Raw genomic sequence first — 13,725 nt, 5'->3', positions numbered from 1 at the left:
AATGTTCGATTTTTTTTGGAATTTAGGCTCGTTTATACTCGCACTCGGTATTCTAGTGACCGTTCATGAATATGGTCATTTCTGGGTGGCACGCAAGGCGGGCGTTAAAGTACTGCGCTTTTCAATTGGTTTTGGTAAACCCTTACTAAAATGGTACGACAAATACAATACTGAATACGTGATTGCGGCAATCCCACTCGGTGGTTACGTAAAAATGTTAGACGAGCGTGTTGATGAAGTACCCGAAAACCAACGTCATTTATCGTTTAATGCTAAATCAGTTCAAGCCCGCATAGCCATTGTGGCAGCAGGGCCGATGGCGAACTTTTTGTTCGCTATTTTTGCTTTAGCGGCCATGTACATGGTAGGTGTGCAAACCATAAAACCTGTTGTGGGTAGTGTTGTTGAAGGCAGCCGAGCTGAACAGGCCGGTATTATGCCAACCCAACAAATTATTAAAATTGGTGATGACGACATAAGTAATTGGCAAGATGCGACCTTTTCTTTGATGTCTCATTTAGGTGATAAAAGCGTTGCCGTAACCTTACGTAACGAAAATTATCAGCAAACAGTGCAAACACTTAACCTAGATGGTTGGAAGCTTGATCAACAAGATGTACCGCCGCTCAGTTCGTTAGGTATTGTACCGTTTCGTCCTCAGGCAACCTTAGTTATTGCCGCTATTACTAAAAACTCAGCTGCTGAACAGGCTAATTTACAGGTTAACGACGTTATTTTAGCTGTGAATGGTGAAACAATGAGCGGTTGGCAGCAATTAGTTAATCTTATTACTCAATCGGCTAACAAATCCTTACAATTTAGTGTAAAAAGACAAGATAGTATAAAAACAATAACAGTTACTCCAAAGCGCCGGGTCGTCAGTAATGGCATAGAGCAAGGCTTTTTGGGTGTTGCTCCCGTTGTAGAGCAGTGGCCTGATGATTTTGTAGAGACTAGACATTATGGGCCACTAGATAGTATTGTGCTGGGCATAAAAGAAACATGGCGTTTAATTACGCTGAGCTTTGACATGATAGGTAACTTAATAACAGGCCAAGTGTCGGTTAAAAACCTAAGTGGACCCGTCGGCATAGCCGTAGGCGCCGGCACCAGTGTTAGTTATGGATTAGTCGCATTTTTAAGCTTTTTAGCTTTGATAAGCGTTAACTTGGGAGTATTTAATTTACTTCCTCTGCCAGTGCTTGATGGTGGGCACTTAATGTATTACATAATTGAACTTTTTCGTAAAAAGCCAGTCTCTGAAAAGACACAAGAGTTTGGTTTTAAAGTGGGAGCCTTGCTACTCATTTTTCTAACATGTTTCGCTTTGTTCAATGATGTATCCCGCTTGTAGTTATGTAAGCGTGGTAACGACAAATTAGAACACGATTGTAAAGCTCGTAAATATTTAATTTCCGATGCTAAGCGGTAATACAGTTGTAAAGGATAAAGATAATAAAATGGCTATAAAAAAACATTTGGTAGTTTCAAGTTTATTGGGTGCAAGCTTTGCAGCCCTAGGCCAAAGCTCCTTTATTGTTGAAGATTTAAAAGTTGAGGGATTGCAACGTGTTGCACTTGGTGCTGCATTAACGCATATTCCTATTAACGTGGGGGACAATGTTGATGAATATACAATTTCAAAAACAATTAAGTCACTTTATCGCTCTGGTCACTTTGACAATATAAAAGCGTTACGCGATGGTAATAACGTTATTTTTAAAGTAACTGAACGTCCAACCATTAGCTTTATTGAATTTGAAGGCAATAAAGACATAAAAGATGAGCAGTTAAATCAGTCACTCGATCAACAAGATATTCGCCAAGGCGAGCAGCTTGATAAAACGGTAATCGATAACATCGAAAAAGGCCTGATTGAATTTTTTCACAGTATTGGTAAATACAATGCAAAAGTGGAGATCAGTGTCACTAAATTACCACGTAATCGCGTTAAATTAAGACTTGAGTTTGACGAGGGCGATGCAGCCTCGATTCGTCAAATTAACTTAGTGGGTAATGAGCTTTTCTCAAACGAAGAATTATTGCAACTAGTTGAGTCGCAGCAAGACTTACCATGGTGGCAGTTTATGGGTAGCGACCGCTATCAAAAACAAACCATTGAAGGCGATTTAGAGAAAATTCGTAGCTTTTATTTAGACCGTGGTTATTTGCGTTTTAATATTGATTCAACTCAAGTATCAGTGAGTCCTGAGCGTGAATCGGTTTACGTAACGGCAAATATCACCGAAGGTGTAAAATACAAAGTGAAAGGCTTTGATTTTATCGGTGATTTACTCGGCCGAGAAGAATTAATAAAAAGTGTTATTCCACTTCGTACCGGAGAGCTCTATAACGGCTCGGTGGTGACTTCTTCAGAAGAGTTTATAAAAAGTTACTTAGCTCGTTTTGGATATGCTAACGCTGAAGTACGCACCATTCCAGAAATTGATGACGAAAACCAAGAAGTACAACTAACTTTGTCAGTTGACCCTGGAAAACGTGTTTATGTTCGTCGAATTATTGTAGGTGGTAACCAAAACACGGCTGATGAAGTACTGCGCCGTGAAATGACACAGCTTGAAGGTGCATGGCTATCTAACCAAAACCTTGAGCGTTCTAAATTACAAATTCAACGTTTACCTTATATGGAAACCGTTGATTTTAATGTAGTGCCTGTTCCAGGTGTAGATGACCAAGTAGATGTTGATTTTACTGTTAAAGAGCAATCTGCGGGCAGCTTCAATGCCGGTCTTGCTTATGGTTCGTACCTAGGTCTGCAATTTAATATTGGTGTAACTGAATCTAACTTTTTAGGCACAGGTAACCAAATTGGTTTTAACATTAATACCTCGCGTGGCTCTGAGCGTGTCAGTGTGTCTTACACAGACCCTTACTTTACGCCAGATGGCGTATCGCAAGGCAGCAGCGTTTTTTACAGTAACTACGATGCTAGCCAGTTTAGCTTGATTGACTATAAGTCAAAAAGTTATGGCCTTGGGACAAACATTGGTTTTCCAATTGATGCCATTAACCGTATTAACTTTGGGGTTCGTTGGATAGAAGAAGAACTATCAGATATCGCTGAATATGAGCAAACACGTGTATTACGTGAAACCTTCCTCGATCCAGAGAACCCTGATGCGGGCTTTGAGTTTACCAAGTATGAGTTAAGTGTAGGTTGGTCGCGTGTAACGGTAAACCGTGGTTTATTCCCAACCGCTGGCTCAAGACAAACATTAAACCTAACAGCAACAACGCCGAATTCAGATTTAAAATACTTTAAATTAAATTACGATTCACGTTTTTACTGGCCGATTTCAAACGATCATCGTTGGGTGTTCTCAACGCGTGCGGCATTAGGTTACGGTAATGGTTATGGCTCTACTAACGGGTATGAGCAGACGCTGCCATTCCAAGAGTATTTCCGTATTACAGAAATGGAACTACGTGGCTTTGATAGAAATACTATCTTACCGCGTGCAGTATCACGAGTACCGCAATCTATACCAGGCACGCCATCGGGTGATGGTACAACCACAGGTAATATTGGTGGGGCGTCAGAGTTTGACGTGCTAATACCACAAGGTCGTATTGGTGGTAATGCTAAAGCAGTGGCAGGTATGGAGCTTATTGTTCCTACACCGTTCTTAGATGAAGAAAATACCAGTTCGGTGCGAACGAGTTTCTTTGTTGACGCTGCCAATGTATGGGATACCGAATTCAGTGTTGATCGCTATCAAAACTTAGGTATTGATGAGCGTGCAAAATTAGATGATTATTCAGACCCAATGCGCTTTAGGGTTGCAACCGGTTTATCATTACAATGGATCTCACCTATGGGTCCTATGCTGATCAGCTTTGCGTATCCGTTGCAAAAAGAAGAAGATGACGATACCAAGACCATCAGTTTTAATATTAGTAACACTTTCTAAAGGAGTTTTTTGTGAAAAAATTATTCAAATCAACAGCTGTTGCCGTTTTAGCTACACTTATGATGGGTACATCAGTTAATGCTTTTGCTCATAAAGTGGGTATTGTAGATATGCAAGAAATCTACAAGCAGCTTCCACAAATGGCTAAAATTGAACAGTCTTTACAAACTGAATTTGCTGAGCGTCGTCAAGAGCTTGAAAAGTTACAAGGCGATATTCGCTTTGAAGCTGAAAAGTTTAAGCGTGAAAGCACCACAATGAGTCAAGATCAAAAAGACGCATTACGTGATAAAATTCAAGGTATGCAAAAAAACCTTGCTGAAAAGGGTCGTCCGTTAGAGCAAGAAATTAAAGCACGTCAAAATCAAGAGTTGGCTAAAGTTCAGACTCTAATCATTGAAACTATCCAAGAGATTGCTAAAAAAGGCGACTTCGACGAAGTTAAAGTAAAAGACACAACTATTTACTTTAATCCTAAAGAAGTAACTGATCTTTCTGAAAAAGTTGTAGACGCTGTAAGTAAGAAATAATTAATCTATGCAAAATTATACGCTTTCGCAAATTGCGGAACTTCTAGGCGCTGAGCTTCAAGGTGATGGCGCTTTAGAAATAAAAAAAATAGCGACACTTGCAAATGCCCAGACTGGGCATATTGCATTTTTAGCGAACAAGAAATATCGCTCTCAGCTTGAAACAACACAAGCCAGTGCTGTGATACTGGGTCCTGAGGATACGCCTTATTTTTCAGGCAACAAAATCATCGTCGCCAATCCGTATGTGAATTACGCTAAACTCGCTCAGTTAATGGATACCACGCCACGTAGTGCCATTAGTGGTATACACCCAAGTGCGGTTATACATGCCAGTGCGCAAGTCAGTAAAAGCGCATCCATAGGCGCGAATGTTGTAATTGAAGCTGACGCTGTGATTGGCGATAACGTACAAATTGGTCCGAACAGTTTTATTGGTGAACGTGTTAAAATAGGCTCAGGCACCAAACTATGGTCAAGTGTGAGCGTTTATCATGATGTTGAGGTTGGTGCAGACTGTTTATTTCAAGCGAATACTGTTATTGGCAGCGACGGTTTTGGTTATGCGAATGAACGTGGTCAGTGGCTTAAAATTCCACAACTAGGCTCAGTGATCATTGGCGATAAAGTCGAAATTGGTGCAAGCACCACCATAGATCGTGGTGCACTCGATGACACTATTATTCACAGTAACGTTATTATTGATAATCAGTGTCAAATAGCACACAACGTTGAAGTTCAGTCAGGCACTGCAATTGCCGGTTGTACTGTACTTGCAGGCAGTGTCAGCATAGGTAAAAATTGCCAGATTGGCGGCATGACCGCAATTAACGGTCACATGTCTGTATGTGATGGTGTTATAATTACTGGTATGAGTATGGTGACTAAATCAATCACCGAACCGGGTATTTACTCATCCGGTATGCCTCATACGACTAACAAAGAATGGCGAAAATCAATTGCTCATTTGCGTAACCTTTCAGACATGAAGTCACGTCTAAAAGCGCTTGAAGCATTGAATAAGTCATGAACGTTGAACACTAATAAGGATGCTATTTTGGCAAACGAATTAAATAGCCTTGATATTCAAGAAATTTTAAGTTTATTACCGCACCGTTACCCGATGCTTCTGATTGATCGCGTTATAGATTTCACCCCTGGTGAATCGTTACATGCAATTAAAAACGTATCGATTAATGAACCCATTTTCACCGGCCATTTCCCAAACCAGCCGATTTTTCCTGGTGTGCTAATATTAGAGTCAATGGCACAAGCAACGGGTCTATTAGGGTTTAAAACGGTTGAAAATCGTAATGAAAACGAACTTTACCTATTTGCAGCCGTAGACAATGCTCGTTTCAAGCAGCCGGTTGTGCCAGGTGATACCATGCATCTTCATGTTAAGTTTTTGAAAGAGCGTCGTAACATATGGAAATTTGCGGCTGAAGCTAAAGTTGACGGCAAAACAGTGTGTAGCGCCGAAATCATGTGTGCTAGAAGAGAGTTTTAATTGTGATCCATGCTACGGCAATAATCGAACCGGGTGCAAAACTTGGTAACAATGTGTCAGTTGGACCATACAGTTACATCGGTAATGATGTTGTTATTGGTGATGACTGTATTATTGAGTCTCACGTTGTTGTTAAAGGGCCTGCTACTATTGGCTCTGGTAACCATATTTTTCAGTTTGCTTCTGTGGGCGAAGCCTGCCAAGACAAAAAATATAACAACGAGCCAACCAGCTTAATTATTGGCGACAACAATGTTATTCGTGAATGTGCGACTATTCATCGCGGTACAATCCAAGATGAAGGTGTTACCAAAATAGGTAGCAATAACTTGTTTATGGCTTACACTCACGTTGCACACGATGCGGTGATTGGCGATAACGTTATTTTTGCAAATAATGCCAGTGTAGCGGGTCACGTTCATGTTGGTGATTGGGTTATTTTAGCGGGTAACTCAGGTGTGCATCAATTTTGTAAAATTGGTGCTCATGCATTTGTTGGTATGTATTCTGGTGTAAATAAAGACGTACCTCCTTTTGTTACCACCATTGGGATGCCAGCAGGCCCTGCAGCAATCAATACCGAAGGTATGAAACGCCGTGGTTTTGAAAGTGATGAGATAATGGCAGTACGCCGCGCTTATAAAGCGTTTTATCGCAAGAGCCTAGGCGTTGATGAAGCGATAGAATCGCTTTCAGAAGACGCTGAAAAATACCCAGCTGTTCAACTGATGATTGATTTTGTTAAAAGCTCAGAGCGCGGTATCGTGCGTTAATAAAGAGCATTTTAATTTATAAAAAAAACCACCTTTGAGTAATCAAGGTGGTTTTTTTAGCTGATATTTGATTAATAACTCAGTCATGAAGTGCATGTTGCTGTGTTTATTAAATTCAGTCTCTACTCAGGCTTACCTTATTACACTCCCTACACATTTTCCTATAAAGTATTAATAATGAAACGGATAAAGTTAGTATTTATTTCAGTATTATTAGTGATTTTGACCGCCTGTAGTACTGCGCCAAGTAATATAAATAATCAACAACGTGATGTTGCAGAGCAAGGTAAAGCATCATTTTATGCTGATAAATACCACGGCCGAACTACTGCCAGTGGCGAGCGATTTAGCCAACAAGCAGCAAGTGCTGCGCACCTAAGACTCCCATTTGGTACAAAAGTGAAAGTTACCAATATTGCTAATAATAAGTCTGTAGTGGTCAGAATTAATGACAGGGGGCCTTATATTCGGGGGCGAATTATTGATTTATCTAAGGCGATGTTTAAAAAAATAGCCGACCCTAAAGTCGGCGTTATTGATGTAACGGTCACCGTTATTGATAAAAGTAATACTGCTAAGGACTAAAAGCGGGTCGTTAACGCCACATAGTCAGGGTGTTCATTGAGCAATTGTTGATGTGAACCTTGAGCGATGATTTTCCCACTGTCTAACCAGATGACACTATCCATTTGCGATAACAACGCTGGATCGTGTGTGATTGTTAGTACACTGGCACACTCTTTTAGCTGTAAAATACTGTTCATAACGGCTTGTTTAGAAATATTATCGAGCCCTTCAGTGGGTTCATCGAGCACTACAATGGCGGGTTGTTGCAGCAGCGCTTGTGCCAAGGCAATGCGTCTTGACTGGCCTTGAGATACATTTCGCCCGCCGGTACCTAAACGAGTATTTAAACCTTCTTTTAGCGCGCTAAACCAGTTACCCAGCTCGGCTTGTTTTAACGCCGCTGTCATTTGTTGCGCTGTTGCATCAGGTGCCGCATAGGCAAGATTATCGCTTAATGTACCATCAAAAATATGATGCTGCTGGGCTAAAATATTTAATGTTTTTGCACGGCTTTCATTATTTAAATTTTGCAGGTTTATTGTTTCTTTTTCGTTTTGTAAGCTAATTGCACCTTGTTGCAGAGGCCATAAACCGCTTAGTAAATTCACTAAGGTTGTTTTACCACTGCCGCTTCGTCCAACAATCGCCACTTTATGCTTTGCAGGTAGCTCAAAGCTCACATTATTTAATGCTTGCTTTTGGCCATAGTGGTAGCTAATTTTATCTAGCGAAAGTGTCCATTTTTTATTTTTTGAATCAATAACTTGTGGCGGAACCTCGTTTTTCTTCAGTACTTTATCTTCAAGGGTAAATAGTCGCTCAGCTGATTTTAATACATTAGGTAGTTCAATAAACGCGTTGGGTAGTAACAATACGCTTTCAAAACTGGCCAGTACAAACAAACTCAACATCGCCAATTCAACATTTACCATCTCGGCGCTAAATACCAGCGGCACAATAGTGACAATGCTGGCGAGCATAGCCAGTTGCACTATGAGTAAGCTCAAACCATCAGCATTGCTAAGAGCCTTATGACGAATAAATAATTGCTGATTATACTGCTTACTTAACTGATCACACTTAGTGAGTTGTTGGTTTCGAGCTTGGTAAATATTTAGTTCTCTAAGACCCGTTAAGGTATCAGCTAGCTCAGCTCTTAATTGGGCGCTGAGTAATGTTTCTTGGTGGCTGTTTTTATCTAATTGTCTGCTCAATATAACGGGTATAACCACCCCAATAACAACGATGCCCGTAAAGCAAATTAAGGCTACACTTGGGCTGTAAGCAGACATAAACAGCATAATAATAGGCACAGTGAGTAGGGCTACTAACATCGGTAGCAACACATTTAAATAAAATTTATCTAGTGCGTCTACATCATTTTGTAAGCGGTTAACTAAATCGGCACTGCGGCTCATAGCCAAATCAAGGTTATTAAGTTTACTGAGTGTGGCGAACATATTTACTCGTATTTCACTTAACAATAAAAATGTGGCGTTGTGAGTAACTAAGCGTTCAGCGTAACGTGAGGCGGTGCGCACAATTGCCAAAAAACGAATGGTGCCAGCTGGGGTAAAGTAGTTCATATGGACGCCTGCAAGTCCTGCGGCAGCCATAGAAGCTAAAAACCAGCCGGAAATAGCGAGTAAGCCTGCATTAGCTAGCACCGTGAGTGACGCTAGAAACGTCCCTAAAAGCATCGCTTTATAATGAGGGCGGCACAATTTAAGTAAACGAATAAAGTTAGTCATTAGTCGCTCCATGTTGCGCTGTTTGCAGCAGCTTTGCAAATTCGCCAGCTTGCTGGCTGAGCGTTATAAAGTCGCCTTGCTGAGCGATGGCACCGTTTTCCATAACGATAAGTTGTTTAGCATTTTTTACTGTATTTAAGCGGTGCGCTATGGTGATCACTAAGTGTTCTTTTGCATACTCAGCAATAGCGTTTTGAATGAGCTGTTCAGTTTGACTGTCTAAATGAGCGGTTGGCTCATCAAGCATTAAAATAGGGGCGTTTTTTAAAAATGCACGAGCTAAAGCAATACGCTGCTTTTGCCCTCCAGAGAGCCCTTCGCCTTGTTCACCTATTAAGGTGTTAAACCCATCAGGTAAGTCGTTAATAAATTCCAGCGCACCAGCTTGCTGCGCCGCCTGTTCAAGTGCTGCATTTGAAACGCCTGGATTACCTAGCTTTATATTAGCGCCAATGGTGTCGTAAAATAAGGTTGGCTTTTGTGGGATCCAGGCAATGTTTTGTTGTAATTGGCTTATATCGGCTGTCGTCAATGGTTGTTGGTCAATGGATATGTGTTGTATTACTTCTGGGTGAAAACCAAGCATGCAATCAAGTAGGGTGCTCTTACCTGAGCCGCTAGCTCCCACAATGGCTACTAGTCCTGTGATTGGCAGGGTTAAATTAATATTATTAATTCCCTCATTGCTATTAGGGTAACTAAAATTGAGATCATGGACGCTGATAGTGCTGTTACCCTCCATGTTTATATGAGCTGTGTGGTTATTATTTTTTGATGGCAGTGGTGCATTTAAAATGATTAGCATATCTGCAGCAGCACTAATTCCTTGTAAGCGCGCATGATAATGGCTGCCTAATTGGCGAAGCGGTAAGTAAAATTCAGGCGCTAGCAGCAATACTACAAAGCCGGTTGCAAAGTCGAGCGTGCCAAAAAATAATCTAAAACCAATAATAACCGCTACCAGTGCCACACTAATTGTGGCTAAAAACTCCAGTGCAAAAGAAGATAAAAAAGCAATTTTTAACACGCTTAGCGTTGCATGCCTAAAATCATCTGAAATTTGGGCTATTTGCTTTAGCTCTTTGCGCGTAGCATTAAACAATTTTAGTTGGGTAAGCCCTTGTACGCGGTCAAAAAAGTAATTACCGAGTACAGCTAATTGTTGCCAGCGCTGTTGATTGAGTGCCTCGGCCTTATGGCCAACCAAAATCATAAAAAATGGGATAAGCGGGGCGGTTAATAAAAATATTAAACCTGCCTTGTAATCGGTAGGGAATATAACCACTAATATGGCCATTGGAATAAGCGCGCTATAGGCAACACCAGGTAAATATTTAGCGTAGTAATCGTGAAGTGCTTCAACGCCATTGTGCAGCGTGTTGAGTGTAGCGCCTTGACCGTGTTGTTCAATATAACTAGGGCCAAGTTGAGTCAATTTGGTTAATAAGGTTTGGCGCATAGCCGACTTTATTTTAAGTGCCGCATAAGCACTGAGCCTTTCACTAATAGCTAAAAATAGAGCTCTGAGTAAAATAATTCCCGCGAGAGGCCAAAGTAAGTGATTTACTTGCTCAAGGCTTGCGCCTGCAAACATGACGTTGTGAATAGCCTGTGCCAGTAAATACGCACTAGCAATCATTAAAATAGCGTTAAATGTGCCCAGTGCAATACTTAACTTTAACCATGCACCCGCAGACTTACTTTGCTTTTTTAAAAAAGCGCGCAGAGATTGCTGCTGCGCGCGATTTGGTCGGGGGTTAGTCGTCATCTTTTGTATTGTTAGCTTCGTTTAGTAAATCGTGCATAGGTTGTTCATCATCAGCAATACTGTTCTTATTTTGATGAAACTCGTACCACATTACATTGATAACCCCTAAGGTACAGGCTAAAAGTACCCCTAAAATCCAAGCAAAATACCACATAATTTAGTCTCCTTAGTAGCTACCGTGTGTGTTATTTTCAATTTCTTCGACTGTTACTCTGCGCCACATTTTTACGTAACACCACGTGGTGTAGGCCAGGATTAACGGAATAAATATAACAACAGCAACAAACATAATATTGAGTGTTTTGTGACTCGATACAGCATCCCAAATAGTTAAGCTAATATCAGGGTTATTAACCGATGGCATAATAAATGGGAACAGCGACACACCTGCCGTCATAATAACGCCAATTAACATAAAGCTGGTTGAAATAAGCCCAAGTGCTGGCTTGTTAAGCTTTGAGAAAAGCAGGGCACTGAATGCCATAGCAAAACCTAAAATAGGGAAGGTTATTGTCCATGGGCGCTCACTGTAGTTGTTAAGCCATGCGCCTTTTGCTGTGCTTACTACTTTTGCCAGCGGATCTGCGTGGCTTTGCGTATCAGGCATCGACACAATTTGGTAGCCATTAATGTTTGCCACCCAAAAGCCAGCTGCTGCAAACAAAACAATAAATACCACTAAGGCATAGCGGCCATATTGCGCTGATCGCTGTGCAACCGCATCTGCTGTGCGCAATTGCAACCACATACCTGCATGGGCAATTAACATGGCTACACTGATTAAACCCGCTAGCAAACCAAATGGGTTAAGTAAGCCAAAAAATGAGCCTTGGTAGCTTACACGTAGTAGATTATCAATGTTAAACGGTACACCTAAAAATAAGTTACCAAAGGCTACACCAAATACTAAAGCGGGAATGGCGCTGCCTGCAAATAGGCCCCAATCCCAGTTATTACGCCAGCGTTTAGAGTCTATTTTTGAGCGGTAGTCAAAACCTAACGGTCTAAAAAATAATGCAAATAAGACCAGCATCATAGCAAAGTAAAAACCAGAAAATGCGGCGGCATAAACCATAGGCCATGCTGCAAACAAGGCACCGCCTGCAGTAATAAACCATACTTGGTTACCATCCCAGTGGGCACCAATGGTATTAATAACGGTACGCCGTTCACTGTCTGTTTTGCCCACAATACGCAGTAACATGGCAACGCCCATATCCATGCCATCGGTAATTGCAAAGCCTATAAGCAGTACGCCAATGAGCAACCACCACAGCATTTTTAATGTTTCATAATCAAAAATCATAATTGCTCTCCTGCGTCTTTATCTGCTTTGTTTGGTAATTCAAAGTGATACTTACCTGTATGTAATGAGCTTGGGCCTTGTTTAATAAAGCGCAGCATTAACCATCCCTCTACAATAGCAAGGCCGGTGTAAAAAATAATAAATCCAGTTAAGCTAATTAAAATATCGTTTACCGTCAGTGACGAAGTCGCTAAAAAGGTTGGTAATATTTCAGATATTGCCCAAGGTTGGCGGCCGTATTCGGCAACGATCCAGCCAAACTCTATTGCAATCCAAGGGAGTGGGATACTCAAAACCGCAGCCCACAGCAACCAGCGTTTTTGCTCAATAATGCGGTGTGCGTTGTAATAAAATGCCAGTACAAACACGGCGAGCATTACTACGCCACAGGCAACCATTATTCTAAATGACCAAAACATAGGGCCCACTCTAGGGAAGGAGTCTTTAACCGCCATTTGAATTTGTTCCTCTGTGGCATCTACCACATTGGGGGTATAGCGTTTGAGCAATAAGCCATAACCTAAATCATCTTTGAGGGAGTCAAATTTAGCTAGGTTTTCTTCGCTGTCTTCGCCATTTCTAAGTTTTTCGAGATATTCGTACGCTATCATGCCATTACGAATACGCTTCTCGTGTTTTTTCTCTAAATCAGAAATACCAACTACTTGCTCATCTAGAGAGCGAGTAGCAATAATCCCCAATGCGTAGGGTATTTTCACTGCTGCATGGGTAACTTGCTCATCTGAATCAGGAAAACCAAACGCAGTAAACGCTGCAGGTGCTTCTTCGGTGTGCCACTCAGCTTCTATGGTGGCTAGTTTTACCTTTTGAACCTCGCCCACTTCATAGCCTGATTCGTCACCTAATAAAATAACACACAGTATTGACGCTAAACCAAAGCCGGATGCCACCGAAAACGAGCGTTTTGCAAAGGCTAAATCACGGCCTTTTAATATGTACCAACTACTAATACCCAGTACAAACATAGAAGCGGCAACATAACCTGCCGATACAGTATGAATAAATTTAACTTGTGCTACAGGGTTAAATACAAGCTCAGCAAAGCTAGTCATTTCCATGCGCATAGTTTGATAGTTAAATTCTGCTCCCACAGGGTTTTGCATCCAGCCGTTAGCAATTAATATCCATAGCGCCGACAAATTAGTACCCAGCGCCATTAAAAAGGTAGCACCTAAATGTTGGCGTTTAGTTAACCTGTCCCAGCCCAAAAAGAACATACCCACAAAGGTTGACTCTAAAAAGAACGCCATTAAACCTTCAATAGCCAGCGGCGCGCCAAATATATCGCCTACATAATGTGAGTAATATGACCAGTTAGTACCAAACTCAAATTCCATGGTGAGGCCCGTCGCCACGCCAATAGCAAAGTTAATACCAAATAACTTGCCCCAAAACTTAGTCATATCACGATAAATTTCGCGACCGGTCATAACATAAACCGATTCCATGATAACTAAAATCCAGGTCATACCGATTGTTAACGGCACAAATAAAAAATGAAATAGAGCGGTGACAGCAAACTGTAATCGCGATAGATCCACAAAGGTTTCATCTATCATTTTTGGCT

Annotated in this window: 12 protein-coding genes; 7 read left to right on the top strand and 5 right to left on the bottom strand. The window is 41.2% G+C overall.

Annotation, left to right across the window (positions count from 1 at the left end):
- The first annotated feature begins 1 nt into the window (after position 1).
- The 7 genes from rseP to MTN97_RS02260 all read left to right on the top strand — a co-directional run bounded on the left by rseP (position 2) and on the right by MTN97_RS02260 (position 7,330).
- Entirely contained in the window at positions 2-1,354 is a 1,353-nt protein-coding gene (rseP, locus tag MTN97_RS02290) for a sigma E protease regulator RseP (protein ID WP_248473586.1), read from the top strand.
- A 106-nt stretch (positions 1,355-1,460) separates the two neighbouring features.
- Positions 1,461-3,932: an outer membrane protein assembly factor BamA gene (gene bamA / locus MTN97_RS02285; protein ID WP_069438734.1), complete on the top strand. Its 2,472-nt coding sequence runs from the start codon at positions 1,461-1,463 to the stop codon at positions 3,930-3,932.
- Between the two features lie 11 nt (positions 3,933-3,943).
- Entirely contained in the window at positions 3,944-4,462 is a 519-nt protein-coding gene (locus MTN97_RS02280) for an OmpH family outer membrane protein (RefSeq protein ID WP_076922209.1), read from the top strand.
- 7 nt (positions 4,463-4,469) lie between these two features.
- A complete protein-coding gene (gene lpxD, locus MTN97_RS02275) occupies positions 4,470-5,492 on the top strand; it encodes a UDP-3-O-(3-hydroxymyristoyl)glucosamine N-acyltransferase (RefSeq protein ID WP_248473585.1) in 1,023 nt (340 codons plus the stop codon).
- 27 nt (positions 5,493-5,519) lie between these two features.
- Positions 5,520-5,972, top strand: a complete 453-nt coding sequence (gene fabZ, locus MTN97_RS02270) for a 3-hydroxyacyl-ACP dehydratase FabZ (RefSeq protein WP_036981943.1) — start codon at positions 5,520-5,522, stop codon at positions 5,970-5,972.
- 2 nt (positions 5,973-5,974) lie between these two features.
- A complete protein-coding gene (gene lpxA / locus MTN97_RS02265; protein ID WP_013465422.1) occupies positions 5,975-6,745 on the top strand; it encodes an acyl-ACP--UDP-N-acetylglucosamine O-acyltransferase in 771 nt (256 codons plus the stop codon).
- 177 nt (positions 6,746-6,922) lie between these two features.
- Positions 6,923-7,330: a septal ring lytic transglycosylase RlpA family protein gene (locus MTN97_RS02260; protein ID WP_036981945.1), complete on the top strand. Its 408-nt coding sequence runs from the start codon at positions 6,923-6,925 to the stop codon at positions 7,328-7,330.
- On the opposite strand, the gene cydC is transcribed toward MTN97_RS02260, so the two are convergent.
- From cydC to MTN97_RS02235, 5 genes are read right to left on the bottom strand one after another with little or no spacing between them, the layout of a single operon-like run.
- Positions 7,327-9,063 carry a thiol reductant ABC exporter subunit CydC gene (gene cydC, locus MTN97_RS02255; protein WP_248473584.1) on the bottom strand — a complete coding sequence of 579 codons (1,737 nt, stop codon included), beginning with the start codon at positions 9,061-9,063 and terminating at the stop codon, positions 7,327-7,329. The two genes, MTN97_RS02260 and cydC, sit on opposite strands and share 4 nt — an antisense overlap.
- Positions 9,056-10,831, bottom strand: coding sequence for a thiol reductant ABC exporter subunit CydD (cydD, locus tag MTN97_RS02250; RefSeq protein WP_248473583.1), 1,776 nt, complete (start codon positions 10,829-10,831; stop codon positions 9,056-9,058). The genes cydC and cydD overlap by 8 nt, the downstream gene beginning before the upstream one ends.
- Complete coding sequence (gene cydX / locus MTN97_RS02245) at positions 10,821-10,985, bottom strand: cytochrome bd-I oxidase subunit CydX (RefSeq protein ID WP_004586934.1); 165 nt, start codon at positions 10,983-10,985, stop codon at positions 10,821-10,823. Before cydX ends, cydD begins: the two co-directional genes overlap by 11 nt.
- A 12-nt stretch (positions 10,986-10,997) precedes the next feature.
- Positions 10,998-12,137, bottom strand: coding sequence for a cytochrome d ubiquinol oxidase subunit II (cydB, locus tag MTN97_RS02240; protein WP_069438627.1), 1,140 nt, complete (start codon positions 12,135-12,137; stop codon positions 10,998-11,000).
- On the bottom strand, positions 12,134-13,717 hold the full coding sequence (locus MTN97_RS02235) for a cytochrome ubiquinol oxidase subunit I (RefSeq protein ID WP_036981954.1): 1,584 nt from the start codon (positions 13,715-13,717) through the stop codon (positions 12,134-12,136). Before MTN97_RS02235 ends, cydB begins: the two co-directional genes overlap by 4 nt.
- Positions 13,718-13,725 lie beyond the last annotated feature (8 nt).

The organism is Pseudoalteromonas sp. 2CM36K (genome assembly GCF_023161865.1).
GTDB classification, from domain to species: Bacteria; Pseudomonadota; Gammaproteobacteria; order Enterobacterales; family Alteromonadaceae; genus Pseudoalteromonas; species Pseudoalteromonas tetraodonis.
This window is presented reverse-complemented; position numbering and strand designations above follow the sequence as displayed.